The sequence below is a fragment of the Stenotrophomonas sp. CFBP 13718 genome (assembly GCF_014842145.1).
GTDB lineage: Bacteria > Pseudomonadota > Gammaproteobacteria > Xanthomonadales > Xanthomonadaceae > Stenotrophomonas.
Genome location: NZ_JACYVC010000015.1, coordinates 1 through 22,682 on the forward strand (window position 1 = coordinate 1; position 22,682 = coordinate 22,682).

Here is a 22,682-nt window from a genome sequence, read left to right on the forward strand (position 1 = left end):
GCTGGTAGCGCCGAGCCATGCTCGGCGAGCGCCCCGCGCGGTGCGTGATGCCCGCGCGGTGATGGATCCTGCAGCGGCTGGACTCCGGCTTACGGGCCGGGCGGCAGCCGCACTTCGAAACGCGCGCCACCCAGTTCCGACGAGCGCGTCACCAGCAGTTCGCCGCGGTAGTCCTTGATCAGGTCCTGCACGATCGACAGGCCGATGCCATGGCCTTGCACGCGCTCATCGCCGCGCACACCCCGCTGCAGCACCTTGGCGATGTCATCGTGCGCGATGCCCGGGCCATCGTCATCCACCGCCAGCAGCAGGCCGGGGCGGCGCATGTTCGGTGCGGGCAGCGGTTGCGCGGTCAGCAGCACGCGGCGGCTGGCCCACTTGAAGGCGTTTTCCAGCAGGTTGCCCAACAGTTCCTGCAGGTCACCCGGCTCGCCGTGGAAGCGCGAACCCGGATCGATGTCGAACTCGCACAACACGCCCTTGCTGGCGTACACCTTCTCCAGCCCGCGCACGATCTCCTCGGCGTTGGACTCGATCGGCAGCGGCGCAGAGAACAGTTTGTGGCCCGACGACGCGGCACGTGCGAGCTGGTAGGACACCAGGTTGTTCATGCGCTGCAGCTGTACATCCAGCTCTTCGCGCAACGCGTCGTTGCTGGATCCGCTGTCCATCTGCGTACGCAGCACCGCGATCGGCGTCTTCAGGCTATGCGCCAGATCGGCCAGCGTGTTGCGCTGCCGCTCCAGATTATCGCGCTCGCTCTCGATGAAGGCGTTGATGCTGTCGGTCAGCGGTTCCAGTTCGCGCGGGTGGCGCTCGCTCATGCGCTCGCTCTCGCCGCGCTGCACGCGCGTCAGCTCGGTGATCACCCGACGCATCGGCCGCAGGCTCCATTGCAGGATCACCGTCTGCAGCAGCAGCAGGATCAGGCCGATACCACCGAGGTAGAACCACACACGGCCACGGAATACGCGCAGCTGCGCACCCAGTGCGCTGCTGTCTTCCATCACGTAGATCGTGTACGGAAACTCGGTCGCCGGATCAGCTTCCACGTCCCACACCAGGCCTTGGCCGTAGCGATACACCGAGCCCTCGCTGCCGTCGATCTGGATGATCGGCAACGGACCTTCAAAGACTTCCTGACGCGGCGCGAGCAGGCCACCGCCCACCGTAGGCAGCATGGGACCTTCGGCGGACATCGAGGTGACCTTGCCATCGGGCGTCACCACCTGCAGGTACAGGCCACTGCCGGGGACGTCGAAACGCGAATCCGGCGGCTGCTCGCGCAGGTACAACGAGCGGTCGCGGGTGAAATCGCTGCCGGCCGCGTAGGCCGTGGCGTAGTTCTTCAGCCGCTCGCGCAGGTTGGCACGCGCGGTATCGGCAAAGGCCGCATCCAGTGCGTAACCGGCCAGCGCCAGGAAGGCCACCAGGCCCACCGACGCAGCCAGCAGCTGGCGTGCCTGCAGGGATCGCGGCCGCCAGCGTCGGAATAACCACAGACGGCCGGACATCAGATGCTCGCCAGGTGCAGGCTCAGCCTTCGTTACGCGGAATCGCGAAACGGTAGCCGCGGCCGCGTACGGTTTCGATCGGCTTCAGTTCGCCGTCCGGATCCAGCTTCTTGCGCAGGCGGCCGATGAAGACCTCCAGCACGTTGGAGTCGCGGTCGAAGTCCTGCTGGTAGATGTGCTCGGTGAGATCGGCCTTGGAGACCAGTTCACCGGCGTGCATCATCAGGTACTCCAGCACCTTGTACTCGTAGCTGGTGAGATCGACGTTGCTGCCCGCCACGCTGACCGTCTGCGCCGCGAGGTCCAGGGCAACCGGGCCACATTCCAGCGTCGGCTTGCTCCAGCCGGCTGCACGGCGCAGCAGTGCATTGACACGCGCCAGCAGTTCTTCAACGTGGAACGGCTTGACCAGGTAATCGTCGGCGCCCTGCTTGAGGCCCTCGACCTTGTCCTGCCAGCTGGACCGTGCGGTCAGGATCAGCACCGGAAACTTCTTGCCCTCGTCGCGCAGGGCCTTGATCAGTTCCATGCCCGACATCTTCGGCAGGCCCAGATCGATGATGCCTACGTCGAACGGCACTTCGCGGCCCATGTAGAGACCTTCCTCGCCATCCTGCGCCGCGTCGACGGCAAAGCCTTCGCGCTTGAGCCGGGCTGCAAGGGTCTCACGCAGCGGGGCTTCGTCTTCGACCAGAAGGATACGCATGAACTCTCCCTAGTGTGCTGGGGTCGGCCTGTTGGGCCGGTGGAAATCGGGTTTGATGCGACGATGATCCCTGTTCAGGGGTTATCGCCGCGTAGTGAAGACATATCCGATCGGGGCGGGCGGGGTTGTGAACGCTGCTGCACAGGATCGTCCATGTAACGCACGCGACCACGCTCATCCATGTACTTCACGCGGTTGATGTTGCGCCCATCAAAGGGCACCTGCTCCACGCCAAGGATGTGTCCACCGGTAGACCGCTGCACCCGACGCACCGCATCGGACAACGACCGCCGCTCTTCGCTGGGGCCACCGCGCACCATGTCCGCGCGCTCGGCCATCTGCATGCGCTGCGGCACGCCCTGCTGCATCTGCGCGGGTGGAGGCGCTTGCGCATGGGACGGCAGCGGCGCCAATGCACCCAGCGCCACGCAGGTGGCAAGGGTGAGCTGGCAGGTGTGGAAACGGAAGAACATCGTTGCGATCCTAGCCGAGGTCGGCAATTCGTTCAAAAAATGTGAAGTCCGCGTCCGGATCAAGGACCCGGGGCTTTACATATCTTTTCCAAATTTCGGCTTTTACCAGTGAATCCGGTCTGAACTTTTCTGAAGATCGGATGTCTATGTTCAGGTAAGTGAACATACTAGCAGGTATGTTGCGCCGGATGTCGCCCTGCAGAAGTCGTCAGGCCGCGACGCGTCCGCCATCCCGCTCGGTGACCGCGAGCGCCTGTTCCACCAACGACCAGTCGGCTCCCTCACGGTGCGCGCCTTCGCTGAGGATCTGCCGGAATGCGCGCCCCCCGGGCTGGCCATGGAACAGGCCCAGGATGTGGCGGCTGATGTGCTTGAGCGCGGCGCCCTCCGCCAGCTTCGCTTCCACGTACGGACGCAGGGCGCGCAGCAGCGCCTGCCGCGTCTGCAGCGGTGCGCCCGTGTGCAGCGACTCCAGCTGATGCAGCAGGTAGGGGTCATGGTAGGCCGCACGGCCCAGCATCACCCCGTCCACCTTGCCCTGCTGCGCCTGTACGGCGTCGATGCTGGCCAGCCCGCCATTGAGCACCACGGGCAGCTGCGGGCGCTCCTGCTTGAGGCGGTACGCCCAGTCATAACGGAGCGGGGGTACCTCACGGTTTTCTTTGGGCGAAAGGCCCTTCAGCCACGCGTTGCGCGCGTGCACCACCACCATCGGGGCGCCCGCCTGCACTTGGCGGTCGACGAATTCCGCGAAGCGCTCGTACTCGCTGTCATCGTCCACGCCCAGGCGGCATTTGACCGTCACCGGGATGTCCACGGCCGCCACCATCGCTGCCACGCAGTCGGCCACCAGGGCCGGTTCGCGCATCAGGCACGCACCGAAGCGCCCCGCCTGCACGCGATCGGACGGACACCCGCAGTTGAGGTTGACCTCGTCGTAGCCCCAGTCCTGCGCGATACGCGCGGCCTGCGCCAACAGGGCCGGCTCGCTGCCGCCCAGCTGCAGCGCCAGCGGCTGTTCCACCGGATCAAAGCCCAGCAGTCGTTCGCGGTCGCCATGGATCACCGCGTTGGCGTGCACCATTTCCGTATACAGCCGCGCGCCGGGCGCCAGCAGCCGATGGAACACGCGGCAATGGCGGTCCGTCCAATCCATCATCGGGGCGACGCACAGGCGGATATGCTCAGATTTCAATGTTTTCATGTACTTAAGGTCATAAAGATCGACTGGCGGCCACAGCAATTCGCTTGAGTGAAGCCCTGGGCACCATTGTGGCCAAACAGCTGACCGCCCCCCGTGTGATCGCGCATTCCCGACAGCAGGTGCGGGGAACCACATGAACGCCAAGGGGCACATTATCCCTCGCGCGCGCCTGCAATAATGAACGTCGCCGCGGGATTCCTTTCCGACGGCTCAAACCGGCCAGGCCGATGAAAGGTGTTGAAGTCGACAACCGATTCGTGGCCGAGGCCTGGCGCTTGGTAATTTGCCTTTCGTCATTCTCACGGCGCAGCGTGGAGGCGGGATCACCCGGCTACTGTGGTCTGACCTCGACGCGGCGAACCCTACGACGATGCTCAGGGACGCCAAGCACCCACGCAGCAAGACCGGCCTTGCCCAGCAACGCGGCGCAATGCACGTGTCCGGCGACTGCAGGGCGGGATACAAGGCCGGAGCTGTCAGCCTCAATACGGGAGCTGCCAGCCTCGTCGCATCGGAGTCTCCTATACGGCTACCAGCAAGCCTGCTGCCGTCTGCGGCACGCTGCCCTACAGCCTTTCTTCAACCAGCCGTCCACCATGCCTCTCGCGGCAGGTCGCCGCGCTCACCCTGAAGAGAGACATCATGAACAATCACCGATTGAAGGCTGTTCTGTCTGGCTTGCTCGTTGCCCTCGTCATGGCCCCAAGCGCCAACGCTGCCGTCACTCCCCTCAGCGTGACATTCAAAGGCAAATTTGGTGAAGCTCAACGTCGGGAGGCAGATCGCCTGCTGAAGTTCGGGTGCGACAAGTTGGCTGGCCAGCTGGTGGGTGAGCCCAAGGTCAACGTCATCGATGCCAACACCGTAATCGTCCACCAGAACTGCGAACACTGACAGCGCCCAAGCGCGCGCGGGCTGCCGTACGGCGGCAGCCCGGATCGAAGAATGAAGGGTCGCAGCAGTCAGTGCACGCTGTCCGGTGCGCCCTTGCGTCCCACCCGCTCCACCAGCGTCCGGCTGGCCGCGTTGAGGCCAACGATGTCCACCACGGCGCCATGCGCACGCAGCTTTTCGGCAGCGCGCTCCAGTGCACCCACGGCCGTGAGGTCCCACAGGTGCGCGTGCTGCAGGTCAATCTCCACCCGCGGCGCAACGTGCTGGTAATCGAAGGCCGCACCGAACTGCCCGGCCGATGCGAAGAACACTTGTCCACGCACCACATAACGTTGCGCGCCTTCGTGGTCATCACGCTGCACGTCCAACATGCCGCCGACCTTGCGCGCGAAGAACAGCGCTGACAGCAGCACGCCGCTGAGTACGCCCTTGGCCAGATCATGCGTCGCCACAGTGACCACCACCGTCAGCAGCATCACCATTGAAGAGCTGCGCGGATGAGTGCGCAGGTCACGCAGCGAGCGCCAGCTGAAGGTGCCGATGCTGACCATGATCATCACCGCCACCAGGGCAGCCATCGGGATCTGGCGCACCAGCTCGCTGCCGTATACCACCAGCATCAGCAGCACGCTGCCGGCGATCAGGCAGCTCAAGCGCCCGCGCCCGCCGCTGGTCACGTTGATCACCGACTGCCCGATCATCGCGCAGCCGGCCATGCCGCCGAAGAAGCCGGTCACCGTGTTCGCCAGGCCTTGCCCGGCACACTCGCGGTTGCGCTCGCTCGGCGTCTCGGTGATGTCCTCGACGATCTGCAGGGTCATCATGGATTCGAGCAGGCCCACCACCGCCAGTGTGGCCGACACCGGCAGCAGGATGCGCAGCGTCTCCCAGTTCAGCGGCACGTCCGGCAGGAAGAAGGACGGCAGGCTGTCGGGCAGCTGGCCCATGTCACCGACCGTGCGTACGTCGATGCCGAAACCGATCACGACGGCGGTGAGCACGCCGATCGCCACCAGTGGCGAGGGCACCACGCGGGTGATGCGTGGCAGCAGGTAGATGATCGCCAGCGCAGCTGCGCAGAGCAGGTAGACCGTCGGCCCACGGCCGACGAGTTCCGGCAGTTGCGCCATGAAGATCAGAATCGCCAGCGCATTGACGAAGCCGGTGATGACCGAGCGCGAGACGAAGCGCATCAGCGAGCCCAGCTTCAATGCGCCGGCCAACATCTGCAGTACGCCGGTCAGGATGGTGGCGGCAAACAGGTACTGCAGGCCGTGGTCCTTGACCAGATCGACCATCACCAGCGCCATCGCACCGGTGGCGGCGGAGATCATGCCCGGGCGGCCGCCGGCGATGGCGGTGATGACCGCGATGGAGAACGAGGCGTACAGGCCGACCTTCGGATCGACCCCGGCAATGAGGGAGAAAGCGATGGCCTCGGGGATCAGCGCGAGCGCGACGACGATGCCGGACAGCACGTCGCCACGGACGTTGCCGAGCCACTGCTGGCGCAGCGGGTAATGGGTCTGCATGGGATTTCCTTGGCGCACGTGGTCACGGCCACGCAGCGCTGCAATGGGTACGCGGGTTCCTGATGCCGGACAGGTCCGGCTGCCATGAGGCAGGGGTCAGGGTGGCGTGGTCACTGCGTACGGGCTTCGCGGAGGGCGGGAAGCGCGCAAGTCTACGGCAGCCAAGGCCCGGCGGGTAGCGCCGAGCCGTGCTGCTGCCGTGGTAGCGCCGAGCCGTGCTCGGCGGAAGAACGAAGCTGCCGCGCTGCGCGCTCGCCGAGCGTGGCTCGGCGCTACCGGGATACCGGCCAAGGGCTGCTGACGCTGCGTGCTGCGTGCTGCCGCGCTGCGCGCTCGCCGAGCATGGCTCGGCGCTACGGGCTGGTCATGGTCCCGGCCTACAATCACGGCATGGCCATCATTCCCCCACGTTTCTTCGATACCCGCACCGAGCAGGGGGTGCTGCGCCTTTCGATCGCCGGCACCCTGGTCATGGCCTCCATGGCGGTAGGCTTCGGGCTGTACGCCAACTCCTCGCTGATCATCTTCGATGGCATCTACGGAATGATCGATGTGGTGATGACGTGGCTGTCGCTGCTGGTCGCCCGGCTGATTGCCCAGTCCACCAATACCGATACCCTGCAGTCGCGCTTGAACCAGCGTTTTTCGATGGGATTCTGGCATCTGGAACCCATCGTGCTGGGCGTCAGTGGCACGCTGATGATTGGTGCGGCGCTGTACGCGTTCGTCAATGCGGTGGATGCGCTGACCTCGGGCGGGCGTCTGATCGCGCTCGGCCCGGCCATCACCTTCGGGGTGATCTCGCTGCTGGCCGAAGGGGCGCTGGCGGCCTTCGTGCTGCGTGCCAACCGGCAGATCGGCTCGGACTTCATCGCCTTGGATGCGAAGAACTGGATCATCGCGGCGAGCATGTCCGCGTGTTATCTGCTGGCCTTCATCGGCGGTGCACTGGTGCGTGGCACGTCGCTGGACTGGATCGGGCCGTACATCGATCCGGGCATCCTGGCAGTGGTCTGCTTGTTCGTCATGGTGGCGCCGCTGGGCACCGTGCGCCAAGCCTTGGCCGGCATCCTGCTGGTGGCGCCCCAGGAGCTGCGGGCGCACGTGGATGCGGTGGCCCGCGATGTGGTCACTCGACATGGGTTCATCGATTACCGCAGCTACGTGGCGCAGGTCGGTCGCGGTGAACAGATCGAACTGTTCTTCGTGGTCCGTGCAGACGATCCGCCGCGTGCGTTGGCCGAATGGGATCGCCTGCGCGATGAGATCGGTGACCTGCTGGGTGAGGAGTCACCGGATCGCTGGTTGACCATCATGTTCACCACCGACCTGGAATGGGCGGTATGACCGGGTAGGGCCGCGCCGTGCTCGGTGGAATGCTTCACCGCGCGGGGCGCTCGCCGAGCATGGCTCGGCGCTACCACGGCAATCGCCATACCCAGCGTCACCGCGCGGCCTGTTTCCATTCCCTCGGGGACTGTCCGGTCTGCGCCTTGAACGCGCGCGACAGCGCGGCCTCGCTGCCATACCCGACGTCACCGGCGATGCGCTTCAGCGGCTGGCCACGGCGCAGGGCCTGCTGCACCAGTCGCGTCCGCCACGCCTGCAGGTACTGCCCGGGCGTACTGCCTACGACATCGCGGAACCCTTCGGCGAAGGCGCTGCGTGACATCCCGGCACGCTCGGCCAACGTCTGCAGCGACCACTCTTCGGCCGGTCGTTCGTGCATGGCCACCAGTGCATGGCGCAGCCGCGGGTGGCCCATTCCAGCCAGCAGCCCGACCTGGATCTGGCCGTTTTCCATCAGCGTGCGCAGCACCTGGATGATCACCAGTTCGAACAGGCGGTCGAGCATCGCCTGCCGGCCACAGCGCTCGGTGAAGGCTTCTTCGAAGAGCACACCCAGCACCGCGTTGCTACCCAGCAGGTCGGCCAGTGGCAAGCAGATCGGGCTCGGCAACGCGTCGGCCACCGGGCTGCCTTCGCCGGCTTCGAAACGCAGCCCCGCCGTCACCAGCGGCACCTGCAGCCCGTCATCAATGCTGAAATGATGTTCGCGCGGCCGGGCGTACAACAGCACGCTGGGCTGATCGATGCGCAGGCGGGTGCCATCGCTGTCCATCACCTCCACGCCGCCCTGGCTGAGCAGGTGCAGCAGGGGCTGGCTGGCGGCCTGCGCCGGCACCCAGTGGCCGCTGATCTCGCCACCCTGCAGCAGCCGCGCACTGACCGGGAAGCGATCGAGCAGGGATTCAAGTCGATCGAGCATGGCCGGACGATCCATCAAGTTTTCCGGACTCCATGTTGCCACACGTCCAGCAAAGGCGCGCAAAGTACACCTCACCGGCCAACCGGCCACCCCAACAAGGAACTCCTCCATGTCGATCGAAAAGGTTCTGTACACCGCCCAGGCCACCGCAACCGGCGGCCGCGAAGGCCGCGCTGTGTCCTCCGACAACGTGCTGGACATCCAGCTGTCGACGCCGCGCGAGCTGGGCGGCGCAGGCGGCCCGGGCACCAATCCGGAGCAGCTGTTCGCTGCCGGCTATTCGGCCTGCTTCCTCGGCGCGCTGAAGTTCGTCGCCGGCCAGGCCAAGGTCGCGCTGCCGGCTGACACCACCGTTACCGGCAAGGTCGGCATCGGCCAGATCCCGACCGGTTTCGGCATCGAGGCCGAGCTGACCATCACCGCCCCGGGTGTGCCGCGCGAACAGCTGGAAGAGCTGGTGCAGAAAGCCCACATCGTCTGCCCGTACTCCAATGCGACCCAGGGCAACATCGACGTCAAGCTGATCGTGGCCTGACTTTCATCCCCTGCACGCGGCCGGATCGCCCGGCCGTGTGCACGGGTGTCCGGGTCGGGTCTAACGCGCCTGTCAGCAACCGCTTCGTATACTCCACGCCCCATGATCGTGGAGTAGCGCATGCAGCTGTTGCAGAAGCCGTTCTGTCGTTCGATCACGCTGCTCAGCGCCTTGCTGGCCAGCAGCGCCGCGCTCGCCTTGTCGCCTGTTCCGGCCACCCCGGCGAAGGGCATCAGCCCCACTTTCACGACCTGCCAGCAGCGCGCCCAGGGCGCCATCGTGCAGGCTGCGTGCATTTCCGCAGAAACCACCCGCCAGGACCAGCGCCTCAACCGCGTCTACAGAGCGCTGCAGGCAAAGCTGGACGCAAGCGGAAAGGCGGCCCTCACCGCAGCCCAGCGTGCGTGGCTGCAATCGCGTGACCGCGATGCCGAGCTGGAGACATACGTGCAGGACAGCACCCAGGCCGGCAACCTGCAGGGCAGCGATGCGCAGATGCGCCGCCTGAGCGCGCGCGCCGACCAGCTGCAGCAGTATCTGGACCTGCTGGAGTAAGCGGCTGACCGAGGGTGGGCCAGCGTCGTACCACCTGTCCATCGCGGGGATCACGCGCGGCATGCGCGAGCCCGACTGGGGAACCGTCAGCAGCGTTGCGCAGAGCAGCGGATACAGCCTGGGCGCGATCCAGGTGGACTTCGGCCAGCTCGGCACGTGGCCGGTGGGTTCCATCGAAAGTCGCCCACTGCAGGCGGGCGAAAAGACCTACGTGGATGCGGTGGATCACCAGGCACAGGCCTACGCCACGGCAAAGGGTCTGCCCTTCACCGCAGATCGTGACGACCTGCGCGGGGATCTGCTCAGCCATGGCAACGGGATCGGGGGGCGCTCGTCGATCCGCTTCATGGATGAAGGGACACGCGACAGCAGCAAAACACCAAGCGCCTGATCGCTTTCGCTCGGCGAAAGCGATCCGACCCAGCTCGCGGTTACTTCTCGTTGCTCACCAGCTGCACCACGCTGGAGAAGTCCAGCTTGCCGCGGCCTGCCTGGTGATTCATCGAATACAGGTTGCGCGCCAGCTCGCCGAGCGGGATGGAGGCGCCCACGCTCATCGCCGCTTCCACCGCCAGGCCCATGTCCTTGAGCATCAGGTCGCTGCCGAAGCCACCGCTGTAGCCGCGCGAGGCCGGCGCGTTTTCCAGCACCCCCGGCCACGGATTGCACACTTCGGTCGCCCAGCTGCGGCCGGTACTGACCGCCATCATCTGCGACAGCACCTTCGGGTCCAGCCCGTGTGCCACGCCCAGGGCGATGGATTCACCGGTCACCGCCATGATCACGCCCAGCGCCATGTTGTTGCACAGCTTGGCGACCTGGCCGGCGCCGCTGGCCCCCACATGGAAGATGTTCTTGCCCATCGCCTGCAGGTAGGGGCGTGCACGTTCCAGTGCGTCCTCTTCGCCCCCGACGATGAAGGTCAGCGTGCCGGCCGTGGCACCGGCGGTACCGCCGGACACCGGGGCGTCCAGCATCTGCAGGCCACGCGCCGCGGCGGCTTCGGCGACCTTGCGCGCGGTGGCCGGTGCGATGGTGCTGCAGTCGATCACCAGCGCACCGCCCGGGATGTCGGCCAGCAGACCGTCATCGCCCAGATAGACGCCTTCGACGTGACGGCTGGCCGGCAGCATCGAGATCACCACCTCGGCATCGGTCAACGTATCCAGTGCGGAGGTGGCAGCCGTTGCGCCGGCATCCACGGCCGCCTGCACGGCGGCGGGTACGAGGTCGAACACGCGCACGGCGTGGCCCGCCTTGGCCAGGTTGGCGGCCATCGGACCGCCCATGTTGCCCAGCCCGATGAATGCAATGCGACTCATGCGACGGTCCTTTCAGCAGCGGTGGCGCCAAGGTCGGCCAGCGGGTGCTGGTCTGCCGGCCACGGGGAAATGAAGAAGTCTTCGGCCCACGCCGCGCTGGCGTCGGTCAGCGAAGCCGGGTTCCAGTGCGGGGTGCGGTCCTTGTCCACCAACAGCGCGCGGATGCCCTCGGCGAAGTCACCGTGCGCGGCGCAATGCAGGGCCGTCACGTACTCCAGCCGGTACACCGTCGCCAGGTCCGCGCCGGCGGTGCGGCGCTGCAGTTCAAACGCCAGCCGCGCCGAACCGGGTGCACCGGCGGCAAGCGTCTTCTGCGCGTTCTGCAGCCACGCGTCGTCGGTCTGCAGGGCGCGGATGCGTTCGATGATCGCCGGCAGTTCGTCGCCGGCGCACAGCGTTTCCAGCAGGTCCGCATGGGCCTGCAGCGGGCCTGCGGGTGCGTCGCTGGCGAAGGCTTGCAGGAGCGTGTCCAAGCGGCCGTGGTTGCCCTCGCTGTCGCGGCCCCAGTCCGCCTGCAGCAATGCGTCGAAGACTTCGGCGCGCTGCGATTCGGCGATGTGCAGATCTGCCAGATCGGCATGGATCGCATCACCCGGGCCAAGCAGCGCGCCGGTCAGCGCCAGGAACAGTCCCCCTTTGCCCGGCACGCGCTGCAGCAGCCAGCTGCCGCCGACGTCCGGGAACAGGCCGACGGTGATCTCCGGGAACGCCAGTTTCGAGCGCTCGCTGACCACGCGATGGCTGGCGCCGGACATCAGGCCGATGCCGCCGCCCATGACGATGCCGTGGCCCCAGCACAGGATCGGCTTGGGGTACGCATGGATCAGGTAATCGACGCGGTACTCGATGTCGAAGAACTCGGCGGCATGCGTGTTCTGGCGGATGTCCACCTGCCCTGCCGCGCGGTACGCCTGCATGCTCTGGTACAGGCTGTGCAGGTCGCCGCCGGCGCAGAATGCTTTCTCGCCAGCGCCCTGCAGCACGACCACGGCCACGCCGTCATCGTCTGCCCACGCACGCAGCTTTTCCAACAGCAGGTGGGCCATCGGCAGCGAGAAGCCATTCAACGTGCGCGGTGCGTTGAGCGTGGCGATACCGATGCGCGTGCCGTTGGCCGCGGTGCGTTCTTCAAACAGCACCGGCGCTTCGTCAACCACGATGTCGGTTTCCCGGCTCATGCGTTCTTCCACTGCGCGCTGCGCTTTTCCAGGAAGGCGCTGACGCCCTCTACCTGGTCGGCGGTATCGAACAGGTCCACGAACGCTTCGCGCTCTGCGACCAGCGCCGATGCATGGGTACCGGTGCGGGTGGACTGCACCAGCGTCTTGCAGGCGGCGATGCTGGTCGGGCTCTGCTTGCCGGCCTTCTTCGCCCACTCCAGCGCCAGCGCTTTACCTTCGCCCTTGCCGGCTTTCTGCTCGGCCAGACCGATCCGCACGGCGGTATCTGCGTCGATGCGCTCACCGAGAAGGATCATCCGCTTGGCCCAGCCTTCGCCGACCAGGCGCGGCAGGTTCTGCGTGCCGCCGGCGCACGGCAGCAGGCCGACGGTGGCCTCCGGCAGCGCCACCTGGGCGTGTTCTTCGATGATGCGCAGGTCGCACGCCAACGCACATTCCAGGCCGCCGCCCATGGCATAGCCGTTGATGGCCGCGATGGACACGCCGCGGAACGCGGAGAGCGCCTCGAATGCCTCACCGAAGCGGCGCGCGGCTTCCCGCGCAGCGGCTTTGTCGCCGGACGCAAACTGGTTGAGGTCGGCGCCGGCGGAGAAGAACTTCTCGCCCTCGCCACTGATCACCAGCGCATAGACATCACGGTCCGCGTTCAACGCACCCACCAGGTCGCGCAGGGCCGACAGGCTGTGCACGGTCCAGGTATGCGCGGGCGGATTGTGCAGGGTGATGACCGCAACGTGGCCATCGGCCTCGACCTTCAGGCCGGCATGTTCATGGGTGCGCCAATCGTTCATCGCAGTTCCTCTTCGGTATTGAGCAGGTGACGGGCAACGATCACCCGCATGATCTCGTTGGTGCCTTCCAGGATCTGGTGCACACGGCAGTCACGCAGCAGGCGCTCGATCGGGTACTCGCGGATATAACCGTAACCGCCGTGGATCTGCAGCGCTTCGTTGCACACGGTAAAGCCCGCATCGGTAGCGAAGCGCTTGGCCATCGCACACCACACGTTGGCATCGCTGGCACCCGCATCGAGCTTGCGGGCCGCGGTGTGCACCATCTGCCGTGCGGCGACCAGCTCGATGGCCATGTCGGCCAACTTGAACTGCAGCGCCTGGAACTCGGCCAGCGCCTTGCCGAACTGGCGCCGCTCGCCCATGTAGCGTCGTGCCGCATCGAGCGCACCCTGCGCGGCACCGAGCGAACAGGCGGCGATGTTGATGCGCCCGCCGTCCAGGCCTTTCATGGCCAGCTTGAAGCCGCCGCCCTCTTCGCCCAGCAGGTGGCTGACCGGCACGCGCACGTTGTCGAAGGTGATGCCACGGGTCGGCTGGCTGTTCCAGCCCATCTTCTCTTCCTTGCGGCCGTAGCTGATGCCCGGCAGGTCGGCCGGCACCGCGATGGCGCTGACGCCTTTCGCGCCGGGGCCGCCGGTTCGTGCCATCACCACCAGCAGCTCGGTCGCGCCAGCGCCGGAAATGAAGGCCTTCGAGCCATTGAGCACATAGTCGTCGCCATCGCGCACGGCCGTGGTCTTCAACGATGCCGCATCCGAGCCCGCTCCCGGTTCGGTCAGGCAGTAGGAGGCCAGCTTGGTGCCGGCCGACAGATCCGCGCCCCACGCGGCGCGCAGGCTTTCCTGGCCCCAGGTGGAGACCATCCACGAGGCCATGTTGTGGATGCTGACATAGGCCGCGGTGGAGGGATCCACGTTGGCGAGTTCCTCGATGACGACGGCGGCGTCCAGACGGCTCAAGCCGCTGCCACCGACCTCGGGATCCATGTACAAGCCACAGAAACCGAGTTCCCCTGCCTTGGCGATTGCCTCGCGCGGGAAGATGCCCTCCGCATCCCACCGCGCTGCGTGTGGCGCCAATTCTGCCTGGGCGAAGTCACGCGCTGCCTCTCGATAGGCTTGCTGCGCTTCGTCGAGTTCCGTCGTCATCGAGTTACTCATGTCTGCAACTCCGTGGTTACTTCAGGCTGATGGTGGTGTTGACGCCGTGGCTCAGCGTCTCGTCATCGAACCAACGTGCCGTGATGGTCTTGGTCTGCGTGTAGAACATCACCACCTGCTTGCCATATGGACCGAGGTCACCCAGCTTTGACGCGCGCGATCCGGTGAAGGAGAACAGCGGCACCGGCACCGGGATCGGCACGTTGATGCCGACCTGGCCGACGTCGATGTCTTCCTGGAAGCGACGCGCGGCGGCGCCGGACTGGGTGAACACCGCCGTGCCGTTGCCATTGGGGTTGCTGTTGACCAGCGCGATGGCGTCTTCCAGCGTTTCCGCTTCCAGGATCACCAGCACCGGCCCGAAGATTTCTTCCTGGTAGATGCGCATGTCGGTGGTGACGCCGGAGAAGATGGTCGGCCCGACGAAGTTGCCCTTTTCGAAGCCATCAACCTGCGGATTGCGGCCGTCCAGGTCCAGCGTTGCGCCCTGCTCCACGCCCGAAGCGATCAAGCCTTCCACGCGTTCGCGGGCACTGCAGGAAATGACCGGGCCGACATCGGTGCCCGTCACCGAGCCAGCGCTGACCTTGAGCGTCTTCGCCTTCGCCACCAGGTCCTCCACCCAGGCGCGTGCATCACCCACCAGCACCAGCGTGGAGGCGGCCATGCAGCGCTGTCCGGCTGCACCAAACGCGGCGCCAACCATCGCGTTGAGGGTCTGCTCCTTGTTGGCATCAGGCAGCACGACCGCATGGTTCTTCGCGCCCATCATGCACTGCACGCGCTTGCCGGCCAGCGAGGCGCGGTTGTACACGTGGGTGCCGACGCGGGTGGAGCCCACGAACGAGATCGCCTTGATGTCCGGGTGGTCACAGATCGCGTTGACCACTTCTTCGCCGCCGTGGACGACGTTCAGCACACCCTTCGGGATGCCGGCTTCGAGCGCCAGTTCGACCAGGCGCATGGTGACCATCGGATCCTGTTCGGACGGCTTGAGCACGAAGGTGTTGCCGGTGGCGATGGCCATCGGGAACATCCATAGCGGAATCATCGCCGGGAAGTTGAACGGCGTGATGCCCGCGCACACACCCAACGGCTGCATCAAGGTGTAGGTGTCCACGCCATTGGCCACGTTGTTGGCCAGCTCGCCCAGCTGCAGGTTGCCGATTGCTGCGGCGTGCTCGACCACTTCCAGGCCGCGGAATACATCGCCTTCGGCGTCCGGCACGGTCTTGCCCTGCTCGGCACTGAGGGTGTGCGCCAGCTCGCTCATGTTCTCGCGGATCAGCTGCTGGTACTTCAGGAAGATGCGCGCACGGGTGCCGATGGGCGTCTTGCGCCAGGTCTTGAAGGCTTCCTTGGCGGCAGCGACGGCATCGTCGACTTCGCTGGTGGTGGCGAACGGCACCTGGGCCAGCACGTCCTGCGTGGCCGGATTGACGACGTCCTGCCACTGCGCGGTGGACGACTCGATGAACTGGCCATCGATCAACAGACGGATACGGGGCGCTGCAACAGTCATGGCGGTTCCATCGGAGTACTGAAGATGCTTGGCATTATTCACAGGCCACTGCTCGATTTCTGAGCTGTCTGCGCTTAATCTGGCCAACCGGGCTGCTGATTTTTGTTAATTCTGTGAATGACCTTGTGCCTCAGCGTCATCTCGGTCTGCGCCTGGCCAAGCTGCGGGAGCAGCGTGGCTACACCCAGGCGCAACTGGCGCAGGGGCTGGGCGTTTCCGCCAGCTATCTCAACCAGATCGAGCGCAACAAGCGGCCGCTGACCCCGGCCGTGCAGCAGCGTCTGCGCGCCGTGCTGGGCGAATTGGGCGACCTGTTCGATGCCGGAGGACCGGCGGCGCTGCAGGATGCGCTGGGGCAGACGCTGCGTGACCTCGGCCTGGCCGATGTCAGTGCCACCGAACTGCGGGCCATGGCCGGCAACCTGCCGCAGGTCAGCCAAGCCTTGCTGGACCTGCACCGCCGCCATTTGGCGCTGCGCGAGCATGCAGCAGCGCTGGAGTTCCAGCTGGGCGAGCCCGGCGCCGGACTGAGCCTGCCCGCGGGCGACCAGGTGCGCGACTTCTTCAACCGCATGCACAACCACATCCCGGAGCTGGATGAGCTGGCCGAGCAGTTGTTCGCCGAGTGGGGGCTGACTGTCGGCCACATGGCGCCGCGGCTACGCCAGTTGCTGGCCGACCGTCACGGCGTGATGGTGGAAGTGGCACCGCTGCAGGCTGGCCGCGAGAAGCGCCTGCTGGATGCCCAGGCGCGCACGCTGTGGCTGCCGGATTACCTGGAACCGGGCCAGCAGGCCTTCCAGATGGCTGCCGAGCTGGCCCTGCGCGGGCACGGCGAGACCGTGGATGCGGTGATCGAACGTGCCGGCTTCCGCGATGATGCGCGTATCGCCCAGGCCCGCATCGGCTTGTCCAACTACTTTGCCGGCGCGCTGGTGATGCCCTACGGCCCGTTCCTGCGCGCAGCCGAGCACAGCGGCTACGACATCGAACTGCTGGCGCACCAGTTCGGCGTAGGGTTCGAAGCGGTCTGCCACCGGCTGAGCACGCTGGCGCGGCGCAGTGCACCGGGCCTGCCGTTCTTCTTCATCCGCGTGGACCGTGCCGGCAACGTGTCCAAACGCCACTCGGCCACCGACTTCCACTTTTCGCAGGTAGGCGGTTCGTGCCCGCTGTGGATTGTCTACGAAGCGTTCAACCAGCCCGGACGCATCCTCACCCAGACCGCCCGCATGCCGGATGGGCGGCGCCATTTCTGGCTGGCCCGGCAGGTGAGCAGCGGCCCGGTCGGCCATGGCCAGCCACGCAAGACCTTTGCCGTGGCGCTGGGCTGCGATCTGCAGCATGCAGAGCGGCTGGTCTACACCCGGGGGCTGGATATCCAGAGCCCGGGAAACTCGGTATCCATCGGACCCGGCTGCCGGGTATGCCCGCGCGAAGACTGCATGCAGCGCGCGTTCGCGCAGCTGCCGGGGCGCTGAGGCAGGGGGCGGCGGCGGGCGGGTGGTGGGTGGTGGGTGGTGGGTGGTGGGAATGGCGGGAACGGCGGGGGACGGTGGGGATGGCGGGAATGGCGGGAATGGCGGGGTAGAGCCGACTTCAGTCGGCTGCATTTCGCATGATGCAAAGACAGCCGACTGAAGTCGGCTCTACCCGTCGGCTGCATTACGCGTGATGCAAAGACAGCCGACTGAAGTCGGCTCTACCCGTCGGCCGCATTTCGCGTGATGCAGAGGCAGCCGACTGAAGTCGGCTCTACCCGTCGGCTCTACCCTGACGGTCTGCTCAATAGATCGGCGTGACCTTCATCTGCGGCAGGGGGCGTGGTGCGCCCTCGGTGAGGTCCGGGCCGCAGTCTTCCCACGTGGTGCCCTGCTCCACCATGCGCGCGTACAGCGTCTGCGACGCGCGCTGCCTTTCCTGCGAGCCCAGTGGATACGACGGTGGCAGGGGCTGCCCGGTCGCCACGCTGGCATACACCGCCCGGTAGGCGACCACCTGCTGGCTGGCATCATCGGTGCGCGAAACTTCCAGCGTGTAACGCTGGTAGGCCGAGGCGAGGTTGCGCCAACGCACCCAGTAGTGGTTTTCAAAGGAGAACGCACAGAAGCGCTCCCCGGCAAGCGTGCCTTTCTCCGCGATTCGGCTCAGCACGTCCTGTGGCATGTCCAGGTTCATGCCGCCCTCGTCCCCCTCCAGCGCCACGTTGACGATGCGGTCGCGGTAGCCGGGTGCCCGCGCCTGCAGCAGGTCGCGCCAGTTCTGCATGGTGGATATCACCGCGAACAGGAACCGCAGCACTTCGTTGGCGGCGAGCGGCGCACTGATGTCGCGGTAGCTGCGTTGCCAGCCCTCACGATTGCCGGCGGGCAATACCACGGCACGTCCCAGCGCGCCCTGCGGATCCTCAGGGTCCACGGTTGACACGGCACCGCCCGGATACACCAGGTTGATGGCGAAGGTGGGCCAGCGCGGCAGCGCCGCGTCGAACAGATGGATCGGGAAGTTGCTGCCGATGCCGCCATCGGAGAACCAACAGCGCCGGAAACGCGGCGCCTCCGCTGCAGCAGGTGCCGTCGACGCCGCCTGCCCGCCTTGGGTCAGCCCTTCCATGCTGTCTGCCACGTTCTTGCCCCCCCGACCGGGCTCGACGCGTTGCAGCGGGGGCCGCGTGGCCGACCATGCCGGCTCATGCAGGGGCACCGCGCTGATCAGCAGCGGGAAGCTCAGGCTCATCCGCGTGGCAACCAGCACCGGCAGTTGATCTCCTGCGGGCAGCCGATGGTAGTCCCGCCCGTCGAAGGTCTCGGGTGTCCCGGCGTGTTGCACCAGCCAGTCCACCACGCTGGACGGAAACAGGAGATCGAACTCCTCGCGCAGGAACCAGAACGTCGCATCGCTGAATGGCAGCGTGCGCGGCTCGTTGTGCGAGACGCAGGTACTGATCATCTGCAGGGTCACGGCATGCGCATCCTGCGGCTCGCCCGCATAACGCGGCGCCGAATGCAGGTCGGCGAAGGTCAGCGGCTGGTCCAGCGGGCGCCCGGACAACGCCTGCAGGCTGGCATGCAGCCAGTCTGTGAGTGCGGGTCGCTGCGGGTCCTCGCTGCGGCCGTTGCACAGCCCCAGCAGGTTGCCGCGCGCCACACGCGCTACACGCAGCAAGGCCCCCGCTACGCCGGCGCCGTAGGCACACAGCAGCGAGGGCAGCAGCGTGGCCAGCACGCCAGGGCCGCCGCCGGCCCACGCGCCGATGCCGAGCAGCAGGGTCAGCGATACAAGCACCTCCACTGGCGCGATGGTGAACACCGCGGCCAACAGACAGACGATCTTTCGCAGCCAGCCGGCGTGGCTGGCCAGTACCACCAGCAGCCGGTAGGCCGCACGCCCGCCACGCGCCGGCTGGAAGAGGCGGTAGATGAATCCGCGCGTGGACAGCTGCGCGGATACGGCGGACAACCCCTCGAAACCTGCCTGCGCGTTCATCGCCTCGCCGGCGTGGCGGCGGCGGTCACCGAGCGCGGCAGCCGCCGCTACGGCCGCGGCAATGGCGCCTGCCGAGGTGCCACCGATGCTCTTGAACCGATACGCTTTGGCCAGCGACAGCACCGCGTTCGGGTAGACGATCCCGCTGGTGATGCCCCCCTTCATGACCAGATCGCAGTACTTGGCTGCCATGGGCCGACCCTCTGCTGGATACGGCTCCGATTATGGCAAGTGTGCCTCTCACGGCATGAGATGGGTGGCGCAGTTTGTGGGGTGCGGTGGGGTGTAGGCGGGTTGGGTGGGGTGTGCCGTGGGCGGGTTGGGATGGGGTGGTAGAGCCGACTTCAGTCGGCTTCGGGGCAGCCGACTGAAGTCGGCTCTACCAAGGCTTCGAAGAAAGCCGACTGAAGTCGGCTCTACTTGGGCTTCGAAGAAAGCCGACTGAAGTCGGCTCTACTTGGGCTTCGAAGACAGCCGACTGAAGTCGGCTCTACCTGGGCTTCGAAGGCAGCCGACTGAAGTCGGCTCTACCTGGGCTTCGAAGACAGCCGACTGAAGTCGGCTCTACCGCCGTTCAGCGGTTTGATTGCGGGACGCGGCGGATCTTGCTGGTGTCGTAGCCCATCGCGGCGATGCGCTCGATCGCTTGCTGGTAGTCGCTGTCGCTGACCTGCGGGGTGCGCGCCATGTACCACACGTAGTCACGCTTGCTGCGCGCCACGATGGTCTGCTGGTAATCCGCGTCCAGCCACGAGATCACATACTCCGCCTGGATCGGCCAGATGAACTGCATGCCCCACACGGCGCCGTTGCCTTCTTTCTCCACCCGACCGACCGGGTGCATTGTCTTCACCGGCGCCTGGAAACTGCCCTTGCGGTAGGTGAAGGTCGTCTGGATGCGGCCATCCGGACGCAGTGCGTACGTTTCCACCGAATCAAAGGCCTTGCGCTCGATGAAGGTGGGAATCTGCGCGATGACGTACCAGTCGCCCATGAAACGTGGCACATCAACCTGCGGTGCACGCGGCAGCGGCCGCTCGGGGCTGGACGAACAGGCACTGGCCGATAGTGCCATCGCAACGACGGGAAGCAGGCTGTACAGACGCATGGCGATCTCCTTCAGCGGGGACGGAACAGATAATGGGCGACCTGCCACTGCTGGCCGTTTTCATAGCCGAACAGCTCGGCACACGCCATCCAGAACATCCGCCAGCGCTGGAACCACAGCGCGGCAGCGGCATCGCCGTAGGTCTGCCGCAGCACGGGCATCAGCGCATCGCGCTGGCTGTCCTGGTTGGCAAGCCAATGGTTGGCGGTGCGCTCGTAATGCGTGCCGTCCAGCAGCCAACGCTGCTGCAGCAGCAGGTCGTGCTGGAAATGCAGCAGGGTGTCGGCGGCCGGCATCAGACCACCGGTGAAGAAATGCCGCCCCATCCAGTTGTCATCCCCCTGGGTCTCGAAGGGATACATCAGCGTGCGATGCACGAAGATATGCACGAACAGCGCGCCGTCGCTGCGCAGCCAACCGGCGATGCGGCCCAGCAGGCGGTCGTAGTTGCGCATGTGCTCGAACATCTCGATGGAGATCGCGCGATCAAACGCATGCTCGGGTAGCTCCAGGTGGTTCACATCGCGCGTCAGCACCGTGACATTGCCCAACCGGCGCGCCTTGCACTGCGCTTCGATATGCGTCCGCTGGCCGTTGGAGTTGGACACGGCGGTGATGCGCGCGTTCGGATAACGTTCGGCCATCCACAACGTCAACGACCCCCAGCCGCAGCCCAGCTCCAGGATGTCCTGACCGTCTGCCAGACCCGCACGCTCGGCATACAGTTCCAGCATGGCTTCCTCGGCCTGGTCGAGCGTTTCATGACCGGTGCGGTAATAGCAGCTGCTGTACTTCAGGCGCTTGCCCAGGCAGGCCGCGAAGAACGCGGCGGGTACCTCGTAGTGCTGGCGGTTGGCGGCGTCCACATGCAGTGCCAGTGGGCTGCCCGCCAGCTCGGCGATACGCTCGGAGAAGCGCGCGGACTGCGCATCGGTACCGCCTTCCTGCTCTTCGCGAAGGCGCTGTGCGCACTGCTGGCGGATGCCCAGGCGCAGCAGCGCATCAGGCAGCAGGCCACGTTCTGCCAGGCCGGTCAGCCCCGGCGCGTAGTCGGCCGCAGGCAGACTCTGGATATCGGTGCTCATGGGCGGAACTCCTTGGATGCAGCAGATTTGCGGGGAAACCACGGGAAGATCATCGAGGTGGTGCGCTGGTACTCGCGGTAGTCATCACCGCGGCTGCGCAGCGCCTGTTTTTCAGTGAAGGGCACACCGCTCAACCAGCGCAGGAACACGTACATGACCAGCGGACCGAACCACGACAACCACCAGAGCGGCGAACCCACCGCGAGCAGGACGTAGGTGAACCAGTGCAGCCACTCGAAGAAGTAGTTGGGGTGCCGTGAGTAGCGCCACAGCCCATCGCGGCAGGTACGGCCCTTGTTCTCCGGCTTGGCGCGGAAGCGAGCCAGCTGGCGGTCGGCCAGGCCTTCACCGCCGACGCTAGCCAACCACACCGCCGCCGCCGCGATCACCCAACCCACGCCGTCAGTGCGCGGGTTGAGCGCCACGGCGATGAAGGGCAGCGCGAACAGCACCACCAGCAGCGCCTGCGCCTGGAAGAAGCCGAAAATTTTGCCCTGGTGCCCGTTCCAGTGCTCGCGCAGGTAGCGGTAGCGGCCGTCTTCATCCTCGCTGCGCACGCGCTGCCACAGGTGGAGCGCCAAGCGGGCTCCCCACAGCCCGCCCAGCACACCCAGCGCCATCCGCGGCAGCAGCGCGCCTTCCCCCAGCAGCGCCAGCAGCAGCGCGGCGGCCGCCACACTCTTTGCCCACAGCACATCCACCACACCGATGTTCTCGTTGCGACGTTGCCACCACCAGCCCCAGCTCATCACCACGGCCGCGTACAGCCATACCCACCACAACAGCTTCATCGACCCTCTCCTGATTGCAGCCGGGCGCTGCGTTGATACGGCCGCTGCCATCGCCGCGCACAGGCGGCCAGGGCAGGCAGTGCCAGCGACCAGCCCATGCCGAGCACGGCGATGCCCCGCCATGCCGGCGTGGCGAAGGCCACTGAAGAAAATCCCCGCGCGGCAGACAGATACGCCAGCGGGGCCAGCAGCAGGCCGACCAAGGCGGCCAGCCTCCACTGTCGCTGCAGGGCAGCGAAAGAGACCGTCAAGGTCATCGCGAACGATGCCCACAACGCGAGAATCCATACAGGGGCGAGCCACGCGGCCGGGGTTCCGGCGGCGTACACCACCAGCCCGCTGGCACCGGCCACACCGTCGACCAGCAGCCCGCAGACGATCGCCACCGCCATCAGCTTAAGTTCAACGCTCGGATGTGCCGACAGCAGCAACTGGCTGACGATGTAGGCCGTGGCGGCCAACACGGCCGGCCAGTACTGGCCGCGGCCGGCCCCGGCCACCGCGCAGAACCAGACCAGCTGGTTGCCGATCACGTTGCCCCAGAAATGCAT

General features: G+C 66.2%; 22 protein-coding genes. 6 read left to right on the forward strand and 16 right to left on the reverse strand.

Annotation, left to right across the window (positions count from 1 at the left end):
* Positions 1–89 precede the first annotated feature (89 nt).
* From IFT58_RS17505 to dusA, 4 genes are all read right to left on the reverse strand, one after another.
* Positions 90–1,514, reverse strand: coding sequence for a sensor histidine kinase (locus IFT58_RS17505; RefSeq protein ID WP_188325770.1), 1,425 nt, complete (start codon positions 1,512–1,514; stop codon positions 90–92).
* Positions 1,515–1,536: 22 nt separating this feature from the next.
* Positions 1,537–2,220: a response regulator transcription factor gene (locus IFT58_RS17510; protein WP_004136763.1), complete on the reverse strand. Its 684-nt coding sequence runs from the start codon at positions 2,218–2,220 to the stop codon at positions 1,537–1,539.
* A gap of 74 nt (positions 2,221–2,294) precedes the next feature.
* The gene (locus IFT58_RS17515) at positions 2,295–2,564 is read right to left on the reverse strand and encodes a hypothetical protein (RefSeq protein ID WP_223203025.1); all 270 of its coding nucleotides are present in this window, start codon (positions 2,562–2,564) and stop codon (positions 2,295–2,297) included.
* Positions 2,565–2,901: 337 nt separating this feature from the next.
* Positions 2,902–3,897 carry a tRNA dihydrouridine(20/20a) synthase DusA gene (gene dusA, locus IFT58_RS17520; protein WP_192082121.1) on the reverse strand — a complete coding sequence of 332 codons (996 nt, stop codon included), beginning with the start codon at positions 3,895–3,897 and terminating at the stop codon, positions 2,902–2,904.
* Positions 3,898–4,539: 642 nt separating this feature from the next.
* On the opposite strand from dusA, the gene IFT58_RS17525 reads away from it, so the two are divergent.
* A complete protein-coding gene (locus tag IFT58_RS17525; RefSeq protein ID WP_192096328.1) occupies positions 4,540–4,791 on the forward strand; it encodes a hypothetical protein in 252 nt (83 codons plus the stop codon).
* Positions 4,792–4,859: 68 nt separating this feature from the next.
* On the opposite strand, the gene IFT58_RS17530 is transcribed toward IFT58_RS17525, so the two are convergent.
* Positions 4,860–6,323 carry a SulP family inorganic anion transporter gene (locus tag IFT58_RS17530; RefSeq protein ID WP_192096330.1) on the reverse strand — a complete coding sequence of 488 codons (1,464 nt, stop codon included), beginning with the start codon at positions 6,321–6,323 and terminating at the stop codon, positions 4,860–4,862.
* Between the two features lie 390 nt (positions 6,324–6,713).
* Here IFT58_RS17530 and IFT58_RS17535 point away from each other — a divergent pair, with 390 nt between their 5' ends.
* A complete protein-coding gene (locus tag IFT58_RS17535; RefSeq protein WP_223202956.1) occupies positions 6,714–7,670 on the forward strand; it encodes a cation transporter in 957 nt (318 codons plus the stop codon).
* Between the two features lie 97 nt (positions 7,671–7,767).
* Here the strand turns inward: IFT58_RS17535 and IFT58_RS17540 are convergent, their stop codons facing one another.
* Positions 7,768–8,592: an AraC family transcriptional regulator gene (locus tag IFT58_RS17540; protein WP_192096331.1), complete on the reverse strand. Its 825-nt coding sequence runs from the start codon at positions 8,590–8,592 to the stop codon at positions 7,768–7,770.
* A gap of 109 nt (positions 8,593–8,701) precedes the next feature.
* Here IFT58_RS17540 and IFT58_RS17545 point away from each other — a divergent pair, with 109 nt between their 5' ends.
* The 3 genes from IFT58_RS17545 (at position 8,702) to IFT58_RS17555 (ending at position 10,073) form a co-directional block, all read left to right on the forward strand.
* The gene (locus IFT58_RS17545) at positions 8,702–9,127 is read left to right on the forward strand and encodes an organic hydroperoxide resistance protein (RefSeq protein WP_192082124.1); all 426 of its coding nucleotides are present in this window, start codon (positions 8,702–8,704) and stop codon (positions 9,125–9,127) included.
* Positions 9,128–9,247: 120 nt separating this feature from the next.
* A complete protein-coding gene (locus IFT58_RS17550) occupies positions 9,248–9,682 on the forward strand; it encodes a lysozyme inhibitor LprI family protein (protein WP_188325761.1) in 435 nt (144 codons plus the stop codon).
* A 61-nt stretch (positions 9,683–9,743) separates the two neighbouring features.
* On the forward strand, positions 9,744–10,073 hold the full coding sequence (locus IFT58_RS17555; protein WP_249405744.1) for a hypothetical protein: 330 nt from the start codon (positions 9,744–9,746) through the stop codon (positions 10,071–10,073).
* Between the two features lie 40 nt (positions 10,074–10,113).
* On the opposite strand, the gene mmsB is transcribed toward IFT58_RS17555, so the two are convergent.
* The 5 genes from mmsB to IFT58_RS17580 are packed head-to-tail and all read right to left on the reverse strand — an operon-like array spanning position 10,114 to position 15,661.
* Positions 10,114–11,004, reverse strand: a complete 891-nt coding sequence (mmsB, locus tag IFT58_RS17560) for a 3-hydroxyisobutyrate dehydrogenase (RefSeq protein WP_192082126.1) — start codon at positions 11,002–11,004, stop codon at positions 10,114–10,116.
* Positions 11,001–12,182, reverse strand: coding sequence for an enoyl-CoA hydratase/isomerase family protein (locus tag IFT58_RS17565; protein ID WP_192096333.1), 1,182 nt, complete (start codon positions 12,180–12,182; stop codon positions 11,001–11,003). The genes mmsB and IFT58_RS17565 overlap by 4 nt, the downstream gene beginning before the upstream one ends.
* A complete protein-coding gene (locus tag IFT58_RS17570; RefSeq protein ID WP_192096335.1) occupies positions 12,179–12,976 on the reverse strand; it encodes an enoyl-CoA hydratase in 798 nt (265 codons plus the stop codon). Before IFT58_RS17570 ends, IFT58_RS17565 begins: the two co-directional genes overlap by 4 nt.
* A complete protein-coding gene (locus tag IFT58_RS17575) occupies positions 12,973–14,139 on the reverse strand; it encodes an acyl-CoA dehydrogenase family protein (protein WP_192082129.1) in 1,167 nt (388 codons plus the stop codon). The genes IFT58_RS17570 and IFT58_RS17575 overlap by 4 nt, the downstream gene beginning before the upstream one ends.
* A gap of 16 nt (positions 14,140–14,155) precedes the next feature.
* Entirely contained in the window at positions 14,156–15,661 is a 1,506-nt protein-coding gene (locus IFT58_RS17580; RefSeq protein ID WP_192096337.1) for a CoA-acylating methylmalonate-semialdehyde dehydrogenase, read from the reverse strand.
* A gap of 113 nt (positions 15,662–15,774) precedes the next feature.
* Here IFT58_RS17580 and IFT58_RS17585 point away from each other — a divergent pair, with 113 nt between their 5' ends.
* Complete coding sequence (locus IFT58_RS17585; protein ID WP_192096339.1) at positions 15,775–17,142, forward strand: short-chain fatty acyl-CoA regulator family protein; 1,368 nt, start codon at positions 15,775–15,777, stop codon at positions 17,140–17,142.
* 304 nt (positions 17,143–17,446) lie between these two features.
* Here IFT58_RS17585 and IFT58_RS17590 read toward each other — a convergent pair whose 3' ends face one another.
* From IFT58_RS17590 to IFT58_RS17610, 5 genes are all read right to left on the reverse strand, one after another.
* Positions 17,447–19,339, reverse strand: coding sequence for a patatin-like phospholipase family protein (locus tag IFT58_RS17590; protein ID WP_192096341.1), 1,893 nt, complete (start codon positions 19,337–19,339; stop codon positions 17,447–17,449).
* A gap of 382 nt (positions 19,340–19,721) precedes the next feature.
* Positions 19,722–20,255, reverse strand: a complete 534-nt coding sequence (locus IFT58_RS17595; RefSeq protein ID WP_188325753.1) for a lipocalin family protein — start codon at positions 20,253–20,255, stop codon at positions 19,722–19,724.
* An 11-nt stretch (positions 20,256–20,266) separates the two neighbouring features.
* A complete protein-coding gene (locus IFT58_RS17600) occupies positions 20,267–21,340 on the reverse strand; it encodes a class I SAM-dependent methyltransferase (RefSeq protein WP_192096343.1) in 1,074 nt (357 codons plus the stop codon).
* Positions 21,337–22,131, reverse strand: coding sequence for a DUF1295 domain-containing protein (locus tag IFT58_RS17605; RefSeq protein WP_192096344.1), 795 nt, complete (start codon positions 22,129–22,131; stop codon positions 21,337–21,339). Before IFT58_RS17605 ends, IFT58_RS17600 begins: the two co-directional genes overlap by 4 nt.
* Positions 22,128–22,682 (reverse strand): DUF2878 domain-containing protein, encoded by a 555-nt coding sequence (locus IFT58_RS17610; RefSeq protein WP_192096346.1) that lies wholly within the window; start codon positions 22,680–22,682, stop codon positions 22,128–22,130. The genes IFT58_RS17605 and IFT58_RS17610 overlap by 4 nt, the downstream gene beginning before the upstream one ends.